Source organism: uncultured Ruminobacter sp., from assembly GCA_902764345.1.
Classification (GTDB): Bacteria; Pseudomonadota; Gammaproteobacteria; order Enterobacterales; family Succinivibrionaceae; genus Ruminobacter.
This window is the reverse complement of record CACWVT010000010.1, coordinates 13,827-35,546: the sequence shown is the minus strand read 5'-3', so window position 1 is coordinate 35,546 and position 21,720 is coordinate 13,827. Positions and strand designations below refer to the sequence as shown.

Genomic DNA, 21,720 nt, shown 5'->3' with positions numbered 1-21,720 from the left:
GTCAGACTTCAGGTTTTCGGATCTGAATCTTATTTAACGATAACGGCGGAGAGGATGTTTGTCCTGCCGCCGTTATCATTAGGAACTTTCCGTAAATCAGCGTATATCCCAGACCGACCATGGTGACTGTATATCTATGATAACGGTGGTTTCTCTTGGATCCAGCCGCCAGCGGATATCGTCATTGATTGCTATCCCCACATAGGTGATTTTTGGATCGGGATCCGGAAAATAACTGTCCTTTGCATTAACGGTAACCTTTATTTCAGGATATCCCGAATCGCTGTCTTCCGCATTTGTCGAGGTTACCTCTATTGAGTCTACGTATTCGGTAGCGTAGTCGCGTGGTGAACGCAGCTTCCAGCCGAAGCCCTCGGTGGCCTCAGAGGTGTTGTCGCAGATTCCCGCAAAATCAGTGTAATTATACTCATGGGCGCAGATTGCAGCCTGTCGTTGAACATTGTGGGCCTCCATGAGGATTTCGGTAAAAATGCAGTTTTTCATATGCTGAATGACTATCGGTAAACCGATGACAGCAGCTATGCCTGAGAGCGTAAATATGAGCAGTACAAAAACAATGGGAACACAGATAACCAGTCCGGCTCCCGGCTTCTTCGGATGTTCCCTGTTGTGTGCAATTGAATCCATAACGTTCATTATGGTGTAGAGGCGGAGGAAGCAGTAAATTTCAAGCACCGTTGCCACAAGTGACATAACGAAACAGACGGCATAGCCTCCAACCATCAGTGTAACGGACTGTCGTCCGACGCCGATAAGCATGATGATTGCCGCTACCGCCATCAGTATTGACGACAGCAGTATGACCGCACACTTGGTTTTAATGCCATCAGATATCCTGGCATATTCATAATAGCGGAATCTGCGTAAAACACTGCTTACCCTGACGGACAGACCGAGAGACATGATGACAATGACAAGAAGCAGAATCTGTCCCAGTAAATTCACCACGGGAATAAAAAAAGACACGAGACAGACAATCTGCATGATGTTCATGTTGTCGAGTTTTTTGATGACTGCATTAAGCTCCGGGTCATTGTTCCTCTGACTGAATTCTTCCTTACGTTCCGTCTCGAAATCAGCGTCTTTCTGAAAGTTTCCGGCGGTTTCGGCAGCGGATTTCAATCCGCCTGCAGGCTCCTTATCATCGGAAACCTCAGTGTTCTGAAGCCTGCTGTTTTCAGAAATGGTGTCAGACTGCAGTTTTTTCCCGCATTCAGGACAGAATTTGGAATTGTCGTTGATTTCTTTTTGGCAAAAAGGACATTTCATAAACATATCTCCAAGACTGACATCCGGAATTCCGCACGGGTTTTCCTGATTGTCCGTTAAACGTACAGCCGGGTAAGTTCCGGCTGTCGTTTCTTATAAAGACATGCGGCGCCATGCACCGCTTGCAGCCTTTCAAATTATCATCGGTAAAAAGACTTATTTAAGTGACGGTGAAATCCCGTGTTCATATGAAGGAGCCACGTTGATGACGCCAGCAGCCGACCGTAATTCATCCTGAACGGCTTTCCATTCGTCATATGATTTAACGGTTACTTCATACACGGTACTGCTTAATTTGGAGGCGCTTAGTCCTGGTGGAATGCAGTCCACGCCTTTTGCACATTTTACCAGTATGGAATCCTTTATTATGTAGCTGCTGTTATCGCTGTTTTTTACGTATGCCAGATGATGGGGATCCCTGTTTCCGACAACAACCTTTTTGTTTCCCAGTTTTCCAAGCTCGTTTTCGTTTTTAACGGCTTTTTCGGTACTGGATCCGTTTGGTGCCTGGGTATCGTTTTCGACTTTAAAATTATCCGTAATGATGGTTGGCTCAATATTTTCGCCGTATTCTGCTTCATCAGCCCAGACAAGGGGACTGATTACCAGAGAAAGTATGGACAGGATCGGAATAAATGATTGTTTCATGGCAATTCTCCGTGAACTGAGGGGACCGTACTTATAAAGATTGTATAATTATCAACATCAGTCATCATAAGAAGTAATATTTTTTGGGATCACGATCTCCATGACGGAGACGGTGAAATTCAATTCTGCACACCATTTATCAAAAAGGATTTGTTGCGGTCTGCCGTAATTATCAAAACGTAAGGAGAATATAAAGATATACGATTTTGTCATAACCACCGGAAGGGCTCTGTATTCCGGTGCGTCTTCCTCCGGACTGTCTGAGAAAAGGAAAAAACTAAAAATATCTTTCTCCGTTAACGTTCACATAAAAAAAGTTATTATGTCGGATTAATTGGAGTTCCCGTGTGAAGGATGCCATTGTTTTGTATATAAAACGTCCAATTGCACACAAATAATCTGCAGTGCCAGGATGCATGAACAATGGCCGGTCCACGGCGATTACGCAGCTCTGTTATGAGTGAGTCATGCTTCCGGAATGACACAGACAGGATGGAGTGGCCTGTCTTCAGAGAAAGGATTCACAATGAAGATTGATCTGACTGCCAAAATTTCAACGCTGATTCGCCGTCTGGCGGACATGAAAAAGGATCATGTATTTACGGACAGTACGTATAAACTGCACGTGCTGCAGAATGATACGGTGGAGGGCATCCACACCGTGAATACGCCAAGACCTGATGAATCGGTTCCATTTGACGGTGAAGTCATGATCGGGGTTTTTCCGATGAAAGGCGAGGCAGTCACGGTTGCTCTTGCAGACATCCTGATTGCAGACGGACAGACACTCGGCAGCATTGTTCCGGACGGCATGTATGAAAACCTTGCGGGCGGTTCCGTTACGGAAATCTGTCTGGGTCGGATGTATACCACCGGAAAGGCTCTTATCATCAGGAGCGGATCCAAATGCGACAGGTAAGCAGAACCGGAGGAACATGCATTCCGGCCGGGCAGATCCCCGGGCCGCTTCTTTGCTTGGGTATGGCCTAAAGAGAAAACTCTGTCTTTTTAAGCCATACGGATTCTACAGAAGCTGCTTCCGCATTATTCGGTTGGCAGAATCTTTCCGGCTGCTTTCGCCTTTTTCATTTTAAAGTATCTGACAGTTTCCTCATAGATAACGTTTCTCAGGAGGAAGATGGCGATAAGGTTAGGGAATGCCATCAGACCATTTGCTATGTCTGCCATTGTCCAAATGGCGAATATGGCGGTATTTCCGGAAATGTTATGGATATCAACGAAAATAACGACAAGAATATAGGATGCCACAATGCATATGTATAGCGGTCTGTAAAATCTGATTGCCTTTGTTCCGAAAAGATATATAACACATCTTTCAGCATAGAAATTCCATCCTATGATGGAGGTAAAGGCAAAGAGTATAAGGCTTACGTTTACAATAAGCCTGCCGCCGGTATCTCCGATTACTGACTGAAATGCCTTGGTGGTCATGTCGACGCCGGTAAATTCTGAGGTCCAGGCGTTGGTGACGACAATAGTAAGGCCAGTCAGCATACAGATAACCATGGTATCCATAAATGTGGCCGTCATGGAAATCAGCCCCTGTTCCACAGCGGAGTTTGTTTTGGCTGATGCCGCGGCAATAGGGGCGGAACCAAGACCGGCTTCGTTAGAAAAGATACCTCTGGCCACGCCGCTCTGTATAGCCATAAGAACCGTTGCTCCGGCAAAGCCGCCCACGGCCTGAGCAGGATGGAAGGCACTTGAGATGATGAGCTGAATGGCATCCGGAACGGCACTGATATTGTAACCGACAATGATGAAGCATCCCACGATATACAGAAGCGCCATGGCCGGCACGATGAACCTGGAGGCTGTGGAAATGGTTCTTATGCCGCCGAACGTGATTACTGCAACTAAAACTGTCACGAGAACTGAGGCATGAACCGGGTTACAGTGAAGCTGAACAGCTGATTTTACGATCGAGTCAATCTGAGTATAGGTTCCGATGCCGAAGCATGCGGCCAGAATGCCGAATACGGAGAACATTATTGCCAGAATTTTGGCTGTTCTGGAGTATCTTGGTCCAATACCTCTTCTGATGTACAGCATCGGTCCGCCGATAAAGTTACCGGAGGAATCTTTTTCACGATATCTGACCGCAAGCATGCATTCTGCGTATTTTGTCGCCATTCCGAGAAAGGCAGCGAAAAACATCCAGAAGAGTGCACCCGGGCCGCCGATGCTTACCGCCGTGGCCACACCTGCTATGTTTGCCGTACCGACAGTGGCCGCAAGGGCGGTACAGAGTGCGGCAAAACTTGTTACGTCACCCAGCTTGGTTGGATCTCCGTCATGGGGCGTACATGCCATTTTCAGCGCCGTTGACAGCTTTCTGATCTGTAGTACTCTCAGTTTTAATGTCAGAAGAAGTCCCAGCCCGAGGAGCAGGATAATCATTGGAGGTCCCTAGATAAAACCCTGAGCGGCCGAGAGATAGCTTGAGATTGTGGTAACTAGGTCTTTCATGTTAATGCCCGTGAAAAAATAATTGCTGATCGCTGGTTATTAAAACAGTCATCATTTAAAGGCAGTTATGTGCCGTAGTCGTCTGTTTGTTATTCTGTTTATTCGGAAAATAAACATCATAGGCCTGGCATACAACTTAACTGCCGTGGCGGGCACCTTTGTCACTTTACGTGTTTTAAGGGATTGTCTCAGCAATCTTCAAACATTTGGAGAGCTACTGGAGATGCTGTAATAATATTCATGTTATCAGAACATGTTTTCAGGAATATTAATTTTTTTTGATTTTATGAGCGAAATTCAAAAGTCATGGAATTATTTTATAAGAATTTATTATTAATTGTCCGGCAGATGACGGCGGGAAGGGACAAAACCTGCGGATCTTCTCTGATGTAAGTCAGCGCAGTTCTTTGGAGTACCTGTTTATGATCTGACCGGGAGCAATACTGTCGTCGGGGAAGAATTTAAGCGTGTCGGTTCCCGGCGGATTAAGACCGAGAAACTCCGAAAGTCTTTCAATGTAATCAATACCTACGGCAGTTTCAAACGCTGATGAGAGGGTAAGTCCCGGAAGACTAAGTTTACGGTAATCATTGTCCGTGTGGTTCTCAGTATCTGAATCTGTCGAATCATCAGTAATCATATTCAGAGGTACGTTCCTAATGCTGTTGCGGTTCAGGTAAAGATTAAGAAGTTCGTGAATATTGTCTGTCAGTCCCGGTTTAACGACCAGGGTATCACTGCTGCTCAGTGCTTTCATTGCTGACAGCATGCCTCCTTCCTGTCCGGATCTGAATAGTTCGTCAAATCCCACCGGCAAATCATGATAGATTCTTCTGAGGCCGGCAATATCCTGGCACGGGTCTTCAATATATTTAATGAAATCAGCAGTGGTACTGAAGTAATCCAATACCGACTCCGGAGTCTGGGAAAGATTGGCGTCAAGCACCAGTCTGATTCTGACGGATGATGTTTTTTCGTGTTCTTCTAATATTTTTACCATTTCTTTCAGCATCATCAGTTCGTCATTGCGCGGATATAATCCGATTTTAAGCTTGATGATTCTTTCTGGATACTCATCTGAACAGTCATTTCCCGCTTCAGAATTACCACATACGGATAATCCGGACTTAACGTTCTCGCCGTAACATTGTCTCTCTGCTTCGTATCGGCTGACGATTTTTCTGAAAAGAGCAAGTGATTCTGACGGATTACCAAGAATAAAATCATAGGCGGTTTTTCTGGAAACACCTGATAACGGATGCATGAGCATCCAAATGGCAAACTGCACGGAAGGGCATTGAGGTTTTAATGCCGACATGGCATATTGAAGAATTTCGTTTTGTTTTCCGCTTTCACCGGAATCTGATATGCATGCATCAGCGTGTTCCGAACTGATAAAATTCCGGAAGGTGATTATCTCATTCTTCGCATCAGCCAGATTTTCCCGGGAAAATTCCGGAAGGGGACTTATTTCCGCATATATTCCATGATGCTCAAGAATAAGACCTTTACGTTCACGGAGAACACCTCTCTGAAGTTTAAGCTCTTTTCTGAGAGGAATTTCGTATTCGTAAATTTTCAGTTCAGAGAAATCTGCGGACATAATTACCTGGAAATAACAAAGAAAGAAATGTTCGTGATTCGGGATTATTTGATCTGCGGGCAGGGCGGCAAAGCTCCGTCCTGCCCGGAAACCCAATGGTTCGGTTTTTCAGATCTGGCATTATCAGTCAGATGAACCTTGAGTAAAAATCAGTATTTCTGATGTTAAGGATTACGCTTGAATTTGGAGAAGTCAGGTTTTCTCTTTTCGTTAAAGGCGTTTCTGCCTTCCTGTCCTTCTTCAGTCATGTAGAAGAGCATGGTTGCATCTCCTGCAAGCTCCTGAAGACCGGTCTGACCGTCGCAGTCGGCATTAAGCGCAGCCTTCATGCATCTTAAGGCGATAGGGCTGTGGCATAACATTTCACGGCACCAGGCAACAGTTTCCTTTTCCAGATCCTTCAAAGGAACAACCGTATTTACAAGCCCCATTTCAAGAGCTTCCTCGGCGTTGTACTGACGGCAGAGGAACCAGATTTCACGGGCTTTCTTCTGACCGATGATGCGGGCCATGTATGAAGCACCGAAACCGCCGTCAAATGAACCAACTTTCGGACCTGTCTGGCCGAATACGGCATTGTCGGCAGCTATGGTCAGGTCACATACAAGGTGAAGCACGTGACCGCCTCCGATTGCGTAACCTGCAACCATTGCAACAACTGGCTTTGGACAGGTTCTGATCTGTCTCTGAAGATCCAGAACATTTAAATGATGAACACCGCTGTCATCCTTATATCCGCCGTAGTCACCGCGGATTTTCTGATCTCCGCCGGAGCAGAAGGCAAGATCTCCTGCACCGGTAAAGATAATTACGCCGATATCCGCATCGAAACGGGCGTCAGCAAGCGCGCGTTCCATTTCCATAACGGTTTTAGGTCTGAAAGCATTACGTACGCGAGGGCGGTTAATGGTAATCTTGGCAATGCCGTCAGCAGATTTATGATACAGAATGTCTTCAAACATGAAATTCTGGGTTAAATCGTTCCATTCTACAGGAGCATATAATGTAGGATCGTTCTTTTTCATAGTGTATTTCATTACGCAGACTACCGCGTAAAGCCCTTGATATAAGTAAAACAGTAAATGTTTGAATCTCGTTTTTTCCTGCTGTAAAGATACAAAAAAGACACATGAGTGTCAAGAAAGAGGAACGGCATGTACCGACTGATATCGGTATAAGCACCAAGTAATTATTTATCGAATATTAATTTATACATGCCGTTCTGCATAATGATAAATCCTCATCATTGATTTGCTCTTCATTGCCGTTAGTGGAACTTTTGAAATAGCTATTTGCTAATTCTTCACATCTTGGATAATCACCGGCATGTGAAATGTTTAATAGCGTCAGAGAGAATGACAATGATAGACAAAATATTTTGGCTTTCATTATTTTATACATTTCTATTTAATCCAATTTTTCAATCAGACACTTGTGATCTTTTGTTTTAGGATCATAGTTAATACCTATAAGCAACACATCGTTCGGATAATCGCCATCACGGTATCTGCTGAAAAACTCCTTCTCCTTAATCTGATTCATGGCTTCTTCCGCACTCTGACCATATTTAAATTCTATGAGCAGGATAGGAAGGTTCATGTTCCTCTTCGGTGCATAAATCAGATCGGCGCTTCCTTTACCGGACTGCAGTTCACGGAAGCATTCATATTCACGTTCGGTTCGCCACATGAGACCGGATATAAGGCAGAATACCATTGATTCCTCACGGTTATAAGTAAGAAGGGATACATTAGGTGAGTTATGAATCTCAGTGATGATTTCTGCAGTTTTATTACCATCAAGATCTGTTATGGCTTTAAAAAGCGATTCTGAACGCTCAATTATAGGCAAGGAATTAAACCATGGCTGAGCCTTCACCAGAGAAGAAAGAGCTGTTTTAATTTCTTTGTTAGGCACATAGGCAACACGATAATCTCCTTCATCATCAACGCACCCGAGATAACCAAGACATACCAGCGACGAGAAAATATCATCTTTGTTCTCAATTGACACCATATCGTTTTGGAAAGTTCTGCAATTAAACTGAATGGTACTACCTTCAATAAGATGAATAATATCATCCTTAATTCCGTCATAATTCATGTTAATCAGATGTACTACTTCTTCATTGGATGACGTTCCGCTCCAGTAACTTTTGCATTTACCGTCATTAACAGCTGAAATTACAGAATCAGGATTATAGATATCGATACCATTAAGCTTATATCCTTCATACCATTCATTTAGTTCTTGATGACTAATATCGCATGACTGACTTCTTAAAATTTCTGCAATATCGTCTTTTGTGAAACCAAAATATTTTTCATATGGTTCAGGAGAAAGCATATTGTACTCTTTAAAGCCGTTTAATGCGGATTGAGAGTTATACTTCTTGATAGGAAGAATACCGGTAAGATAAGCAAATGCAAAACAGGCCTGTCCGGATTTTGATTTAAATAAACCTCGCAGAAATTCTATAAATTTTTCCTGTAAAGCATCTTCATTTCGATAATCTCTGTAAATCAGATCCCATTCATCCATAATAAAAATGAATGGTTCGCCTGTATTTTTGCATACAGCTTCCAAAGCAGAGGATAACGACTTCTTCCCAACCAATGGAGCCTTATCTATTTGTTCAGCGTATTCTTTGTTTTCCTTTAGATCACAAATAACCATGTATTGCAGAAAATCTACGATATCATCTATACCTTCAATGTATAGAGAACTGTCGTCCTTATACGAGAGATACTTATCTTTTATGGAATTCATATCAATGTATATGACATCATATTTGTTCAGGTGCTCGGCGTAGTTGTTTTCTTGGGAAATTTTCAGATTATCAAAAATTTTTTTGCCATCATACTCTTTAGAAAAATAAGCCAGAAGCATATCAGCTGTTACGGTTTTTCCGAATCTGCGGGGACGGTTTACGGCAAAGAAGCGTTTGTTCTTATTGATGTTTTCTGACATTTTTGCGATAAAATCAGTCTTATCTACAAAAATATCCTCGTCTTTGAATATGGCTAAATCAACAAATGAATTGCCATCAACAGGATTCAGAATACTTCCCATGACTTTAACCACCCCGAACTCAACACCATCGACTGTCATTTTATTACAGCACCGAATTTTTATCAGTGATACAGGACATAACTTCCTGTTAACAATTAGCCGTACTGTTCATATGTCAGTAATTTAACTAGTACCAGCAAATAGTTATATTTGATGAAAATGACAGAATGGTGTCTACAAAATATGACTATGACAGAATGTAGTTGGAATGGGCAGATTGGCTATTAGAAATTCTATAAATTTAAGCCGGCAGATAACTGTCGGCTTTCTCTTAGGGAATGAAGCTAAGGTTTAATTACTGTACTACTTCATTGTGAAAATCATAGAATAATGTTTTAAAGCAAAAATCTTTTTTAATCACAATATCTGAATCAAATTCACACATGGAAACTGTCATGTTCACACAGTGAGTTTCAAGTCGGTAGCCTATGATGGGATGATAAAAATCCCGGAGAATGCAAATCTGAGACATTGTTCCATCTGTAAAATGAACATTAGCCGTACAGTGGTGTCTCGCTTCCAGAAAATTCGATCTTTTTTGGCATTTAAAACCAGTCACTGAAGTTACTTCCTTATTCGTCTTTCGAATGCTAAGCGCTTCGTTGGACATGTTTTTCAATGTTTTTTCCAACTTCTTTCCGGGAACGATGAGAGCTGTTTGATTGCAGGAATGGATAAACATTGCCAATGGAAAAATAATTGCTACCACTAAAAGTGAAATAACGCCTGTTTTTTCAGATGTGAGTATGGCCATAATACGACTTTTTTTATTCCCACTTTTTATCATTCCATTATCCTTACAATTACGTATAAAGAAACATAAAAAAAGCTTGGCATTTTCATAATCTAATCATGAGACTAATGTTTCTTAACTTATAACTGAAAAAACTGAAAAATCAAAAATGAGTTAACGGGAGAAACACTATAAAAGCTCTGAATAATATTATCATAAAATAATACCGAAGAAATTATATTCGATTTTTATCTTTCTTTTTCCCACTGCTTCTTTGAATCTGCGTCATTCATACAAATTTTTTTCAAGAATTTCTCGTATGCAAAATAAGGCCTGAGTACGTTTTCCGCCGACCTTATTCATGATTTGAACAATATGTCCTCAAAGAATTAAAAAGATTTCATTAGTCTTGTGCAGAATGTTCCCCAGGCATTATCCAGTCTTCCGGTAGCGGCAGATACAGTGTTGAGCTTGGCTTCCATTACTCCGTCAAAATTGTTTCTGGCAAGGTTGGAAAGGTACTCATCAAGAGCCTTGCTGTTCTTCTGAATTTCAGTGGTTGAGCCTTTATAGGAAAGAGAGATGGTGTCACCGTTATTCTTTGCCGTAATGCCGAACTGCCGGAGTGCTTTTGTTGAGCCTTGAGAGAAGGCAATAACCGCATCAGTCAGAGAGTTGATGTCTCTGCCTGTTCCATGGGCGATGGTGGCATAGGTCTTAAGCTGTTCGTTTGAGTTGGTAAGTCCGTTGTTGCCTAAGTCTACAAAGGCTTTGGCGAGTTTATCCGTAGCGGTAGCCGTCTCATCCTCAAGACCGTTCAGACTCCAGAAGGTTTTCTGAGCAGTTTCAAAATCACCAACCAGCGGAGTGAGTCTTGCTGACATGTCCTCGTAGACACGGGAGGCCTCAAGTCTGGTGGAAATAATGCTCTTGAAGCCGTCCACGATTTCAGAGGCAAATTTGATGGCAAAGCCGGTCATCAGCATTTTCCAGCCACCGGCATTTTTCTGCAGAACTCCGGTCTGTGTGTCCACGGCCTTGGTTACCTTTTTGATTTCGGTTTCCTGCTCCTGCATGATTTTCTTCTGCTCGGCAAGAGTGGTATTGGCATCCTTCTGCCGGGAGTTCTGAATATTTAAGGTCTCGCTGATTTCCTTTGTTACCTTGCTTTGCTCGCTACCGAGGTCGGTTACGGTTTTAGTCTGAGCTTCAATCGAATCCGTTACGGTCTTAACGCTGTCATCAAGTCCGTGAATGGCGGCATTGGTAGCTTCTGCCTGTTTTGCGGATGCATCAAGATTTGCTCCCATAGCCGCAGCCGAGGAGGAAACAGCGTCCTTCATGGCCGTCATCTCTTCGGCAATTTTGGAGAGTGAATCCGAGAGAGCTGACGTGTCGGCAGAAAGCCTGAGGGTGCTGTCGTTCATTTTGAAACTCCTGAAAATAAAAAAGTACCTCGACACTTTTGACAAGATCGAGGAAAACTCTGAGATATATTGAAATTAAAAGAAGAAAGTGTCTAGAAACAGTTACTGAAGATTAAACACTGACTTAAAACGGCATATGTGTAGTTACCGGATATACTTTCGAGTTAAGTCCGTATACATTCCAGCGTGGTATTAGGGATAAAATTGATGTAGGGATGGAAGTAATGGGAATTACCGCAATCAGGTAGTATGCATTTCTCTTAATGTTTAAGTTTTTGGGATTTTTCCCATTCTTCAAAAAGTTTTTCTCCTCTTGCAACCTTTTCAGCATAGATATGATTTTTCATACGATGTTCTGATTCAGAGAACAGTGTATCGAAATTTTTCATAAATTAGCCTTTCCGGTGGAGTCTGAATATGGCGAGCAAAAATTTATACAGTCCTATTCCAGCGATGATTTCTATCATCAGTTCACAACCAAAAAGCTTTATATTCGGTGCATCTGGGCCGAATAATTCTTCGGCATACATTATTTCCTGTAGCTCGCTCTTAAGAAAATATCCAACTGAAATCATAATTGCAACCGAAATAAAGGAAAGTCCTGAAAACAGGAGAATACATATCAGTTGCGATTTTCGAAAACATTTATATCTGTATGACTGCCACGCCTTTACCGGAGCCGCAAGCTCGATTGCATTGTTGTCATAAAGATTTATGTGACATTGCGGACATTTGATTAGCGCGGGACCGATGCTCTTTTCATAAAGAGACGGGCGTTTGAGCATATAACCGCAGTAACTGCAACAGTAGTTATCTATAAGATATACGTCGTCTTGACGTTGTGAATTGTCGATGAAAAAAATGCCTTGTTTGGCATTATCTCGGGAATTTATTAGTTTTTTGTATTTAACTGGCAGTGTTATACCAAATCTTTCCATGGCCTTCAGGTATTCTGTGTTGCTAAGCCTTCGGGCAGATTCGGCAAATTCTTTTTTACAGTCATCGGAATATTTTGCGCCGTAATAAATCAATGAAACCAAACCCAAAAAACAGAATATGCTTATGATAATGAGGTTAGGTGTAACAGTACACTGAAGATTTCCCGCAGATGCTTGCATTCCGGTAAGACAATTCAAAAATCCGGAAAAATAAAGATAAAGTATGTATCCCGTAATGATGGCAAACAGCATAAACCAAAATCCTGACAGTACGGCGATCCTGTTGCGGGTACCGCTAAGAGCAACTTCAGTGTTTGCCGGATTGAAATAAACAGTTCCGCATTTGTCACAGTACTGCAGTACTGGACCGGGGCGTAAATTTAGAATTTCATGCCCGTTATAAATGTGATTTATGAGTTCTATAAGAGGTGATAAAGTTATTCCACTGGTATAACTACCGATTTTTCCACATTGAGGACAGCTCGGATATTGAATTTTCCCAATAGTTTTGAAAGCGCACATTTTGGCTTCTTTCAGATTCTGTCGGGTATAACAATCATTAGGCATGAATTATTTCTCCAACTTTTCAATCAGGCACTGGTGATCCTTTGTTTTAGGATTATAGTTAATGCCTATAAGCAACACATCGTTAGGATAATCACCATCACGGTATCTGCTGAAATATTCCTTTTCCTTAATCTGTTCCATAGCTTCTTCCGCGCTCTGACCATATTTAAATTCTATGAGCAGGATAGGAAGATTTATGTTCCTCTTCGGTGCATAAATCAGAGCGGCGCTTCCTTTACCGGACTGCAGTTCACGGAAGCATTCATATTCACGTTCGGTTCGCCACTTGAGACCGGATATAAGGCAGAACACCATGGATTCTTCACGGTTATAGGTAAGAAGGGATACATTAGGTGAGTTATGAATCTCAGTGATGATTTCTGCAGTCTTATTACCATCAAGCTCTGTTATGGCTTTAAAAAGCGATTCTGAACGCTCAATTATAGGCATTGAATTAAACCATGGCTGAGCCTTCACCAGAGAAGAAAGAGCTGTTTTTATTTCTTTGTTAGGCACATAGGCAACACGATAATCTCCTTCATCATCAACGCACCCGAGATAACCAAGACATACCAGCAACGAGAAAATATCATCTTTATTCTCAATTGACACCATATCGTTTTGGAAAGTTCTGCAGTTGAATTGAATAGTGCTGCCTTCTATAAGGTGGATGATATCATCCTTAATTCCAGCGAAATTCATGTTAATCAAAGATATGAATTCTTCGTTGGATGATGTTCCGCTCCAATAACTGAGACATTCGTTTCGGCTGACAGCTTTGCATACGGAATTAGGGTTGTAAATATCCACACCTTTGATTTTATAACCCTTGTACCACTCCTTTAAATCATGATGTGACACTTTACAGTTAGGTGATTTTACAATATTGGCAACCTCATCTTCCGTAAAACCGAAGTAAGCAGCATAGTCACCAGGAGAAAGCATGTTATATTCATCAAAGCCATTGAGTGCAGACTGAGAGTTATATTTTTTGATCGGAAGAATACCCGTAAGATATGCAAGTGCGAAGCAAACCTGTCCACCATCAGCCTTAAACAAATTTTTTAACAGCTTAATAAATTTTTTCTGTAGAACTTCATCGTTACAATATTCCCGATATATCAAATCCCATTCATCCATAATAAAAATGAATTTGGTATTCAAATCCTGAGTAATCGCAAGTAAAGTTTCCAAAAGTCCTGTGTTTTCAATCTGATGTTTTTCGAGACACCCTGCAAATTCACTGCTTGATTTTAATTCTTTAATTATTGAATACTCGAAATAGTCAACCAGATCATTAACGCCATCTACCTTCTGTTTCTTGTTGGAATAGCCGTCAAACAATCCGTCAATGGTATTCATATCAATATAAATGACATTGTATTTGTTGAGGTATTTTTCGTAACTGTCTTTAAATTCATTGTTCGTTATTTTTAGATTATCAAAAATCTTTTGACCGGCATATCCTTTGGAATAGTAAGCTGACAGCATATGAGCTGTTACTGTTTTCCCAAATCTGCGGGGACGGGTTACGGCAAAGAAGCGGTTATCTTCATTCAATCGCTTATTGGTTTTTTCAATAAAATCAGTTTTATCAACAAACAAATACTTATTTTCTCGATTTGCAAGTCTTATAAAACTGTTCTCCTTGTCAGGATTCAGAATGCTTCCCATGACTTTAACCACCCCGAACTCAACACCATCGACTGTCATTTTATCATAGCGCCGAATTTTTATCCGTGATACAGGACATAACTTCCTGTTAACAATTAGCCGTACTGTTCATATGTCAGTAATTTAACTAGTACCAGCAAATTATTCAACTGTTATTTTAAGCTTAATCTGCGAACAAGTCGTTCATCAAAATGCTACCGTTTACTCATCATCCGTTTAAACTTTTCAACCTATCTGGCACAATGGTAATTTACACCACAAATGCCATTGAAAGTCTTAATGCGTCTTACCGCAACTGAATCGTCAAAGAAGCGTATTTCCAAGCAATCAGGCATACTTTTGTATCCATCAGTCGTCTGTAATTCCACTTTCTGAAAGAATTACATAATCCCAAAATCTCATAAATTTAAACAGTAGTGTTTAGAGAAAATATCAATGATTATGTATCTTTACGTATCACAGCATCTGCAGAAAGTCGGAAGCTCCAAAGGTGTATCTGACTGAGACTTAAACGCCTCCTTACGGTTGCCTGCGAGACCTGCACGCTGGCAGTAACTTTTAACTGTAGCCACGGTGACACCCATCGCTTTGGCAATGGCGTTATAACTGAAATTCTGCTCGCGCAGAGTTTTGATTATGGATTTCTGTTGTTCTGTCATAAATCTTTGACCTCCTACTATATCAATGGATGTGAAAACCATGTTTTGACGAAGGCTATAGAAAAATAATTTTTGAAGGATTAAAAGTTGTACAGCCGTGTATCGAGATGTGCGTCAAGGTAATAGAAAAAGAGGGTTTAAAGGCTCAATGTAAACTTGAATATATTGGGTATTTTTATCGGAGGGAGAGAAATATGAGACAACTAATTTTGGTTGTAGCGAGTCTTGTAGCTTTAGTTGGGGTTACTTCTGCAGAAGCTGGTGGTCATAGAGGTGGCTACCATTCATCATCACACGTGAATGGATATTATCGCAGTAATGGTTCCTATGTTTCCCCTCATTATCGTTCAGGAAGAGACGGTTACCACAATAATAACTGGTCTGTTCAGGGGAATGTTAATCCTTATACAGGAAAGCCCTGTGCTAAAAGTCGCTGGTAAATGGGAAATGATAGCGGGGTTGCGAGATGAATATTCTGAAAACCATATTGTTATTTCCTATCGTATGTTTGGCTGCCCATGAATCTTTGGCAACAGACGATTTAAAGGCTTGTATTAAATACCAACGTGCCGATTATTCTTGGAGCCATGCTTACGCAGTAAGAGGATTTACTATCAGTGGAAGTGAGCTGAATTCCTTTGCTAGAGAAAACGGATATAAGGCCGATTACAGAAGTTATTCGACATATTTTATCGTTCCGTGGGATGCCGGTGGATACATTAGCCTAGATATAGGTAGCAGTTATCTGCCTTCGTACGAAAAGCAAGTTAAAGATCAAAACGATATAAACTGGAAAATTAAGGAAGGCTGGAATTATTGTGATTAGGAGACATTATGAAAAAATATAAAATTGCTATTGTTTTATTACTATCTGCAGTTCTGACAGGGTGTGCTAGTGTCGCAGTTCAGGATACTGCCAGTGAGAATTATGCAAAGGAATTTAATGCTCCACCTTCAGGCTGGTCAGGACTTTATCTGTATCGAACCTGCAATATTATGGGAATGTCGTTAAAGAAGAACCTCTACGTTGACGGACAATACATAGGGGAAACATCCAGATGCCGATTCTTTTACAGACTTGTGGAACCGGGGATGCACGTACTTCAGACCGAGTCAGAGTTTAGTGAGAACGATATGTCTTTGAATTTTATCGAGGGTAAGAACCACTATGTTAAGCAGTACTTAAGACCGGGTGTATTTGTAGGTGGCGCCAATTTAGAAGTAATGGATGAAGAAGAGGCTAAAAAAGATATCGCTGATTACAATTTGGCTGAAAATAAAGACGATCCAAAAAAGAATTTAAAATTATTCAAGAATGAACCTGGAAAAGGATCAGTTCCCGGACCGAAAAATGCTGAGACTGCCCAATCTTTAGCCAAGTGATATTCAGATAGGATTAAATTATGTTTGGACTCTTAAAGGGTTGGAGAGAGTCAGTTATCGACTCAAAATTAGTGTATTTACTTTCAAATGGTAAGGATGGGGGAATTCTGAAAGATGTATATTACGAAGCCTGTGCCAAATATTGCGAAGAGCATGGTGGGCAATCAGGTGATCCCGTATCACAATGTTGGGTTTCATTTGAAGGAAGAGACTACAACATAGTATTTGCGCGATATGGGGATAATGTAATGGTATCTATTCGTGAATAATCATATTTGAACTAACTTATGTAGCCTGCGCAAATCGGCTGTCGGTTAGTTCATTGATAAAACAATTAATCTTTTTATGTTCAAAGGAGAGAAGCAAAATGAATCGTTTGACCTACAACTTAATATTTTGGCCGTGTTTTTTATTGGGGGTTTTTACTGTTCAGGCATTTAGATATTCACCTGCAACAGGTGATGCTTATTTGACTGCGCAGGCTGTATGCATCATTGCCAGTATAGTGTGTTTTGTTGTGGCAGGTATAAGAACCAAAACTTTGGGAAGATCTTTGTGGAATTTACTGTGGCTTATTATTCCTTTTGCCTGTTTTATCTATGCGTTGTTCATAGGTATATCTAATAAGAGAGTGTAGTTCGATATTCGACTGAGAAGTGAAATAGAGGGGGGTTAAGGAAGTAATTTTTTACATAATCTTATTTTTCATTGGATATCTTGTAATAGGTGGTATTATCGCTCAAATATTTTTCTTCTTTAAAGGTTTATTCTGTGGTAGAGATATTGTACGTAAAGATGATTACGGAGAAACAGCAGAAAATATTGGTGATTCCCTTAGGTCTGTTATTTCCGACAAACTTGATGAAAGAAGAGAAAAAAAAGAACTTGATGAAGAATATAAAAGGGCGATTATCGAACTAAACAGAAAGAGAGACGAGTCGAACTCCAATAATTAGGCAGAGCTTCATCCACTCATGCCTAAAATTGATTGCAAACATGCAAATTCATAAAAGGGGAAATTAAGATTTCCTCATTACCCGAGTCGGCTATTCACCTCACGAGCCAAATCGCCCAGCTTCCCGAATAGCCAGTTTCCCGGACAGCTCTTTCGAGCAAACCAGCGGAGAACGGCAGCAGCATTTCACCGTTCTTAGCCTCATAGCCCAATGCCTTATCACGATCAGCGATCAGAAAGTTGAATTCCTGAAGAAGATCATCACTAGCGTGGTTACGTTCAATGTGCAGTTCCGGATAACTGCTGATTTGTTTTATGTGCATAATTACTCCCTAAAGTGATCAGTGTTTGTGTCTCGCAATCCGTTTTGTCGGTAACATATTTGCTCTGTGTTGGAACACTATCAACTCAATAATCAAAGGATTTGCGAGATAGATGTCGGGAAAGTGACCTTGTTCTCTGCCATGATGAGCCGGTACTCATTAGGTGTTATAAGACCTCGGTTGAGCATGGTTTTCGTGATATGTTCAGCCAGCAGAAAATTAAATTCATGCTGCAGCTGCTCATGTGTAATCTGGCTGAGTGCGGTGGAAGGTGTAGTGACTGATGTAACTTCGGTTACTTGCATTGTGGCTCTCCTGTAAAAGTATTGCTCCTACCTACTAATGCCCAGAAGTAACCTGTTTTTACAAAAAAATTTCCTTCTCTTTCCTGTGCCAAGTAACAGAGGAGATTTACAAAGAGAGGAATAAGTCAAAATTGTCAAAAGGTAATACAAATTGCAAAAATAATTAATGATATGATGACTTTTAAATTCGTACTAACAAGGATTACTGAATGTATTGTCATAAATGTGGGAAAGAAATACCCGATAATTCTGTTTTTTGTCAGCACTGTGGAACGACCATAAAATCACCAACTAAAGGTAAATCAAACAGTTTGAAATTTGGGATTATTGCAGGACTTGTTATTTTGGTGGGGGTTGGGGGTTTCGGAGGGTATAATTATTGGAAAGAGCGTAATCCAGTAATTAATTCCCCTTATGAAATTACCGGCGATTTAATTCAAAAAATTGCATATAACAAGATTGATTCATTAACCATAAATTATGAATTCACACAATGTAAAAAAAAATACGGAGATTCTTACAAATGGAAAAATGAACAGAATCGAAATAATCCTTTTTGGAGAGCAAATAGCATCATCCCTATAAAACGCATTGAGTTTGAGGTAAAACTGACTGATAAAAGCAATTCTCTTGCCTGTGCTTTTTTTGGCTTTAAAAACCTTGAATACGTGAATATTAGGGATACTTCCAAGGTTACTAATATGCAGTCGATGTTCTATAGTGCAAAATCCTTCAATCAGCCAATCGGCAACTGGAATACTTCCAAGGTTACTGATATGAGAGGAATGTTCGAAGGAGCAAAATCCTTCAGTCAGCCCATCGGCGACTGGAATACTTCCATGGTTACTGATATGAACCATATGTTCTTCGAAGCAACAGCCTTCAATCAGCCAATCGGCAACTGGGATACTTCCAAGGTTACTGATATGAGTGGTATGTTCTGGAGAGCAAAATCCTTCAATCAGCCAATCGGCAACTGGGATGTTTCAAATGTGAGGAATATGAGCAGTATGTTTCAAGGTGCAGAGGCTTTTAATCAGCCTATAGGCAACTGGGATACTTCCAGGGTTACTGATATGAGTGGGATGTTCATGGGTGCAGAATCCTTCAATCAGCCAATCGGCAACTGGGATACTTCCAGGGTTACTAATATGAGTGTTATGTTCAATGTAGCAAGAGCTTTCAATCAGCCAATCGGCAACTGGGATACTTCAAAGGTTACTAATATGATAGGTATGTTCCGAATGGCTCAAGCTTTTAATCAGCCAATCGGTAACTGGGATACCTCCAATGTTACAAATATGAATGAGATGTTTCAAGGTACAACATCTTATTCTTTCCCTAAACCTAAACCAAAAGGAGCAGAATAAACATCAAATGGCAGACTGCAACTCCGGCAGTCTGCCAAATCCCTTTATTCCCCAAGTCGGCTATTCACCTCATAGGGTGGGGGATGCGGACAAAATTCTGGACACCTAGAAGAGGTGATCTATGGCATATACCGTCCAGCAAATCAAGGCGGCTTTAAAGCTTTATGACAGACTAAAAAAAATTGTTCCAACCGTTCGTCAATTAGGTTATCCAACTGCTCATACCCTGTATGAATGGATTAACCAGAGAGAAGCAACAGGAGGTAAGTTTCCTAATATCGAACCACGTGGTGTCAAGAAAATAAATATCAATGATTTTGTATCTTTACGTATCAAAACTTTAAGGTACATTAAATGTGAGAATGGCAAATAATTGTTTATTCATTTATCATATCTGAAGCTATTTTTACCATAACAAATGACTATTCATTATGCTGAGTGATCTTATAAAGTCTTTTTTTAATCATAAACAGGACTTTTTGAATCCTGTGCTTAACTCTTCCAGAGATATAACTGATAACCTGATTGATCGGATTATTTCAAACAATCTGCAGACGCTGACTATTAATTATGAATTTACCAGACGTCGAGGTTTGCATGAAAGCTGGAAGAAATTTTATGGTTATATCAGCAAAAAAAATCCTTTTTACGCAGCCAATCTGAAAAAGCCCCTTAAACATCTTGATTTTGAAATAAGATTTGGTCCCAGGATACACTCTCTGGCAATGGCTTTTCACGGTCTTAAAGAACTGGAATCCGTGAATATTCCAACCATCTCCGGCATTACTGATCTAAGTGGCATATTCAGTTCCTGTGAAGCGTTAAATCAACCTTTGGCTCACTGGAATACCTCAAGTGTTACCGACATGAGTGGCATGTTCTGCGGAGCTTCTTCATTCAATCAGCCGATTGGAAATTGGGACACAGCCAACGTAACAGATATGAGTGGCATGTTCGGGGATGCAGAATCCTTCAATCAGCCTATCGGAGATTGGGATACTTCAAAAGTCACTGACATGAATGAAATGTTCGGTGGGGCATCGAGCTTTAATCAGCCTATAGGAGGCTGGAATACGTCAAATGTAACCTGTATGGCAAACATGTTTCGTTTCGCCAGGTCATTCAATCAGCCGATAGGATCATGGAACACCTCAAAAGTAACAACAATGTCGCAAATGTTCCGCTCAGCATTTGTATTCAACCAGCCATTGCAAAACTGGGATACTTCCAACGTTACCAATATGTCCTGCATGTTTAGAAATGCAGGAGCATTTGTTCAACCATTAGATAAGTGGAATATGTCAAAGGTTATCAGCAAGGAGCATATGTTTCATTTGGATTGGGACTGGGGAGGATTAAGAACGGATTCTACTATCCGTGTTGAATGAAATTCCTAAAGATATTGCCTGAGTCATACAGTTCTTCTTTTAATTTGAAAAATTGATGCTGAACGGAGGTTGTTCTGAACATAATTCCATCAAACATGGTATCAATTATAAAATGCGGTACAAAAGAATATCTCCGTCAAAACTCTAAGTATATTTATCCACGATATGTTTCCGTATCTTAAACGGAATAAACACATATAAAAGATGTATATAATGTGTTCAATAAGAAATTAAGTGGTAATTTTTAGATATGGAACAGATTATGTAATTATGCTCAATTGGTAAAATATGAGTAGGGCTTATAAGGGCTTTCATTAACCTTTACCGCTCTGAATAATACCAAGAGGATAATATGGACGAAGATAAACAGCCAAAGGATGCAATGGACTACCTGGCAATGCTTGTCAGAACACAGGGACTGCTTTTCTCATATGTTGCAAGGGAATATCCACAGATGGATACCGCTGATTTCATTCATTTTTACATGGAATCAAAAACAAGAAGAGTTATCGATGAGAATGAGGTCGGTTCGCATACGCTTGAACTTAAGGATCTTCTTGAATACATAGACAAAAATGAAGTTTATGAGTTTAAAAAAGGTAAAGCCATAGATCCGGAGATTGCTGAATGGATTGGTGAGTTCTATGCGTATTATCAGTTATGCGTGAACGTTCCGAGCAGAGAAATGATCAAGAAGATACCTGTAAGTTATCTGGTAAGCATATATCCGCGATTTGCCAATTTCGATCTTGAATTTGTAATGCAGCATATCTCAAAGACTGTTACTCACGATAAGAAGTAAGAGGTGTTACAGTGGAAAACAATGGGGGAAAATAAACGCATGCAAACTTAAATGTTTGTATATATACATGATCGCATAATATCCATTATGTTA

General features: G+C 40.6%; 23 protein-coding genes. 9 read left to right on the top strand and 14 right to left on the bottom strand.

Going from position 1 to position 21,720, the window contains the following annotated elements:
- Positions 1-96 precede the first annotated feature (96 nt).
- Positions 97-1,290 carry a zinc ribbon domain-containing protein gene (locus QZU58_RS03435; protein ID WP_294494904.1) on the bottom strand — a complete coding sequence of 398 codons (1,194 nt, stop codon included), beginning with the start codon at positions 1,288-1,290 and terminating at the stop codon, positions 97-99.
- 156 nt (positions 1,291-1,446) lie between these two features.
- Positions 1,447-1,938, bottom strand: coding sequence for a hypothetical protein (locus QZU58_RS03430; protein ID WP_294494901.1), 492 nt, complete (start codon positions 1,936-1,938; stop codon positions 1,447-1,449).
- A 526-nt stretch (positions 1,939-2,464) separates the two neighbouring features.
- On the opposite strand from QZU58_RS03430, the gene QZU58_RS03425 reads away from it, so the two are divergent.
- Positions 2,465-2,857: a hypothetical protein gene (locus QZU58_RS03425; protein WP_294494898.1), complete on the top strand. Its 393-nt coding sequence runs from the start codon at positions 2,465-2,467 to the stop codon at positions 2,855-2,857.
- A 125-nt stretch (positions 2,858-2,982) separates the two neighbouring features.
- On the opposite strand, the gene QZU58_RS03420 is transcribed toward QZU58_RS03425, so the two are convergent.
- The 10 genes from QZU58_RS03420 to QZU58_RS03375 all read right to left on the bottom strand — a co-directional run bounded on the left by QZU58_RS03420 (position 2,983) and on the right by QZU58_RS03375 (position 15,101).
- Positions 2,983-4,359, bottom strand: coding sequence for an alanine/glycine:cation symporter family protein (locus QZU58_RS03420; protein WP_294494895.1), 1,377 nt, complete (start codon positions 4,357-4,359; stop codon positions 2,983-2,985).
- 463 nt (positions 4,360-4,822) lie between these two features.
- Positions 4,823-6,031: a hypothetical protein gene (locus QZU58_RS03415; RefSeq protein WP_294494892.1), complete on the bottom strand. Its 1,209-nt coding sequence runs from the start codon at positions 6,029-6,031 to the stop codon at positions 4,823-4,825.
- A gap of 164 nt (positions 6,032-6,195) precedes the next feature.
- Positions 6,196-7,056 carry a 1,4-dihydroxy-2-naphthoyl-CoA synthase gene (menB, locus tag QZU58_RS03410; protein ID WP_294463455.1) on the bottom strand — a complete coding sequence of 287 codons (861 nt, stop codon included), beginning with the start codon at positions 7,054-7,056 and terminating at the stop codon, positions 6,196-6,198.
- 382 nt (positions 7,057-7,438) lie between these two features.
- Positions 7,439-9,142: an AAA family ATPase gene (locus QZU58_RS03405; RefSeq protein WP_294494889.1), complete on the bottom strand. Its 1,704-nt coding sequence runs from the start codon at positions 9,140-9,142 to the stop codon at positions 7,439-7,441.
- 256 nt (positions 9,143-9,398) lie between these two features.
- Positions 9,399-9,890, bottom strand: a complete 492-nt coding sequence (locus QZU58_RS03400) for a hypothetical protein (protein ID WP_294494886.1) — start codon at positions 9,888-9,890, stop codon at positions 9,399-9,401.
- Positions 9,891-10,225: 335 nt separating this feature from the next.
- The gene (locus QZU58_RS03395; protein ID WP_294494883.1) at positions 10,226-11,263 is read right to left on the bottom strand and encodes a hypothetical protein; all 1,038 of its coding nucleotides are present in this window, start codon (positions 11,261-11,263) and stop codon (positions 10,226-10,228) included.
- 260 nt (positions 11,264-11,523) lie between these two features.
- On the bottom strand, positions 11,524-11,652 hold the full coding sequence (locus tag QZU58_RS03390) for a hypothetical protein (RefSeq protein WP_294494879.1): 129 nt from the start codon (positions 11,650-11,652) through the stop codon (positions 11,524-11,526).
- A gap of 3 nt (positions 11,653-11,655) precedes the next feature.
- Positions 11,656-12,309 carry a hypothetical protein gene (locus QZU58_RS03385; RefSeq protein WP_294494876.1) on the bottom strand — a complete coding sequence of 218 codons (654 nt, stop codon included), beginning with the start codon at positions 12,307-12,309 and terminating at the stop codon, positions 11,656-11,658.
- Positions 12,310-12,771: 462 nt separating this feature from the next.
- Entirely contained in the window at positions 12,772-14,481 is a 1,710-nt protein-coding gene (locus tag QZU58_RS03380) for an AAA family ATPase (RefSeq protein WP_294494872.1), read from the bottom strand.
- 410 nt (positions 14,482-14,891) lie between these two features.
- Positions 14,892-15,101 (bottom strand): sigma factor-like helix-turn-helix DNA-binding protein, encoded by a 210-nt coding sequence (locus QZU58_RS03375; protein ID WP_294494869.1) that lies wholly within the window; start codon positions 15,099-15,101, stop codon positions 14,892-14,894.
- 466 nt (positions 15,102-15,567) lie between these two features.
- Here QZU58_RS03375 and QZU58_RS03370 point away from each other — a divergent pair, with 466 nt between their 5' ends.
- The 4 genes from QZU58_RS03370 to QZU58_RS03355 all read left to right on the top strand — a co-directional run bounded on the left by QZU58_RS03370 (position 15,568) and on the right by QZU58_RS03355 (position 17,121).
- Positions 15,568-15,927 (top strand): hypothetical protein, encoded by a 360-nt coding sequence (locus QZU58_RS03370; RefSeq protein ID WP_294494866.1) that lies wholly within the window; start codon positions 15,568-15,570, stop codon positions 15,925-15,927.
- An 8-nt stretch (positions 15,928-15,935) separates the two neighbouring features.
- The gene (locus QZU58_RS03365) at positions 15,936-16,484 is read left to right on the top strand and encodes a DUF2846 domain-containing protein (protein ID WP_294494863.1); all 549 of its coding nucleotides are present in this window, start codon (positions 15,936-15,938) and stop codon (positions 16,482-16,484) included.
- Between the two features lie 20 nt (positions 16,485-16,504).
- Complete coding sequence (locus tag QZU58_RS03360) at positions 16,505-16,753, top strand: hypothetical protein (RefSeq protein WP_294494861.1); 249 nt, start codon at positions 16,505-16,507, stop codon at positions 16,751-16,753.
- A gap of 98 nt (positions 16,754-16,851) precedes the next feature.
- The gene (locus QZU58_RS03355; RefSeq protein ID WP_294494858.1) at positions 16,852-17,121 is read left to right on the top strand and encodes a hypothetical protein; all 270 of its coding nucleotides are present in this window, start codon (positions 16,852-16,854) and stop codon (positions 17,119-17,121) included.
- Positions 17,122-17,534: 413 nt separating this feature from the next.
- On the opposite strand, the gene QZU58_RS03350 is transcribed toward QZU58_RS03355, so the two are convergent.
- Together QZU58_RS03350 and QZU58_RS03345 are read right to left on the bottom strand one after the other, a co-directional pair.
- On the bottom strand, positions 17,535-17,762 hold the full coding sequence (locus QZU58_RS03350) for a hypothetical protein (RefSeq protein ID WP_294494856.1): 228 nt from the start codon (positions 17,760-17,762) through the stop codon (positions 17,535-17,537).
- Positions 17,763-17,854: 92 nt separating this feature from the next.
- Positions 17,855-18,067: an SHOCT domain-containing protein gene (locus QZU58_RS03345; protein ID WP_294494853.1), complete on the bottom strand. Its 213-nt coding sequence runs from the start codon at positions 18,065-18,067 to the stop codon at positions 17,855-17,857.
- 209 nt (positions 18,068-18,276) lie between these two features.
- Between QZU58_RS03345 and QZU58_RS03340 the strand changes: the two genes are divergently transcribed.
- The 4 genes from QZU58_RS03340 to QZU58_RS03325 all read left to right on the top strand — a co-directional run bounded on the left by QZU58_RS03340 (position 18,277) and on the right by QZU58_RS03325 (position 21,627).
- On the top strand, positions 18,277-19,437 hold the full coding sequence (locus QZU58_RS03340; RefSeq protein WP_294494850.1) for a BspA family leucine-rich repeat surface protein: 1,161 nt from the start codon (positions 18,277-18,279) through the stop codon (positions 19,435-19,437).
- A 121-nt stretch (positions 19,438-19,558) separates the two neighbouring features.
- Positions 19,559-19,810 carry a hypothetical protein gene (locus QZU58_RS03335; protein ID WP_294494847.1) on the top strand — a complete coding sequence of 84 codons (252 nt, stop codon included), beginning with the start codon at positions 19,559-19,561 and terminating at the stop codon, positions 19,808-19,810.
- 352 nt (positions 19,811-20,162) lie between these two features.
- Entirely contained in the window at positions 20,163-20,825 is a 663-nt protein-coding gene (locus QZU58_RS03330) for a BspA family leucine-rich repeat surface protein (protein ID WP_294494844.1), read from the top strand.
- A gap of 352 nt (positions 20,826-21,177) precedes the next feature.
- Positions 21,178-21,627, top strand: coding sequence for a hypothetical protein (locus tag QZU58_RS03325; protein ID WP_093143128.1), 450 nt, complete (start codon positions 21,178-21,180; stop codon positions 21,625-21,627).
- Positions 21,628-21,720: the final 93 nt, after the last annotated feature.

Coding starts and splice junctions, on each gene's coding strand:
- QZU58_RS03380 (WP_294494872.1), bottom strand. CDS start 14,481: ATGACAGTCGATGGTGTTGAGTTCGGGGTGGTTAAAGTCATGGGAAGC.
- QZU58_RS03395 (WP_294494883.1), bottom strand. CDS start 11,263: ATGAACGACAGCACCCTCAGGCTTTCTGCCGACACGTCAGCTCTCTCG.
- QZU58_RS03340 (WP_294494850.1), top strand. CDS start 18,277: ATGTATTGTCATAAATGTGGGAAAGAAATACCCGATAATTCTGTTTTT.
- QZU58_RS03430 (WP_294494901.1), bottom strand. CDS start 1,938: ATGAAACAATCATTTATTCCGATCCTGTCCATACTTTCTCTGGTAATC.
- QZU58_RS03420 (WP_294494895.1), bottom strand. CDS start 4,359: ATGATTATCCTGCTCCTCGGGCTGGGACTTCTTCTGACATTAAAACTG.
- QZU58_RS03405 (WP_294494889.1), bottom strand. CDS start 9,142: ATGACAGTCGATGGTGTTGAGTTCGGGGTGGTTAAAGTCATGGGAAGT.
- QZU58_RS03370 (WP_294494866.1), top strand. CDS start 15,568: ATGAATATTCTGAAAACCATATTGTTATTTCCTATCGTATGTTTGGCT.
- QZU58_RS03415 (WP_294494892.1), bottom strand. CDS start 6,031: ATGTCCGCAGATTTCTCTGAACTGAAAATTTACGAATACGAAATTCCT.
- menB (WP_294463455.1), bottom strand. CDS start 7,056: ATGAAAAAGAACGATCCTACATTATATGCTCCTGTAGAATGGAACGAT.
- QZU58_RS03435 (WP_294494904.1), bottom strand. CDS start 1,290: ATGAAATGTCCTTTTTGCCAAAAAGAAATCAACGACAATTCCAAATTC.
- QZU58_RS03325 (WP_093143128.1), top strand. CDS start 21,178: ATGGACGAAGATAAACAGCCAAAGGATGCAATGGACTACCTGGCAATG.
- QZU58_RS03390 (WP_294494879.1), bottom strand. CDS start 11,652: ATGAAAAATTTCGATACACTGTTCTCTGAATCAGAACATCGTATGAAA.
- QZU58_RS03345 (WP_294494853.1), bottom strand. CDS start 18,067: ATGCAAGTAACCGAAGTTACATCAGTCACTACACCTTCCACCGCACTC.
- QZU58_RS03335 (WP_294494847.1), top strand. CDS start 19,559: ATGGCATATACCGTCCAGCAAATCAAGGCGGCTTTAAAGCTTTATGAC.
- QZU58_RS03355 (WP_294494858.1), top strand. CDS start 16,852: ATGAATCGTTTGACCTACAACTTAATATTTTGGCCGTGTTTTTTATTG.
- QZU58_RS03350 (WP_294494856.1), bottom strand. CDS start 17,762: ATGCACATAAAACAAATCAGCAGTTATCCGGAACTGCACATTGAACGT.
- QZU58_RS03330 (WP_294494844.1), top strand. CDS start 20,163: ATGGCTTTTCACGGTCTTAAAGAACTGGAATCCGTGAATATTCCAACC.
- QZU58_RS03400 (WP_294494886.1), bottom strand. CDS start 9,890: ATGATAAAAAGTGGGAATAAAAAAAGTCGTATTATGGCCATACTCACA.
- QZU58_RS03360 (WP_294494861.1), top strand. CDS start 16,505: ATGTTTGGACTCTTAAAGGGTTGGAGAGAGTCAGTTATCGACTCAAAA.
- QZU58_RS03425 (WP_294494898.1), top strand. CDS start 2,465: ATGAAGATTGATCTGACTGCCAAAATTTCAACGCTGATTCGCCGTCTG.
- QZU58_RS03365 (WP_294494863.1), top strand. CDS start 15,936: ATGAAAAAATATAAAATTGCTATTGTTTTATTACTATCTGCAGTTCTG.
- QZU58_RS03375 (WP_294494869.1), bottom strand. CDS start 15,101: ATGACAGAACAACAGAAATCCATAATCAAAACTCTGCGCGAGCAGAAT.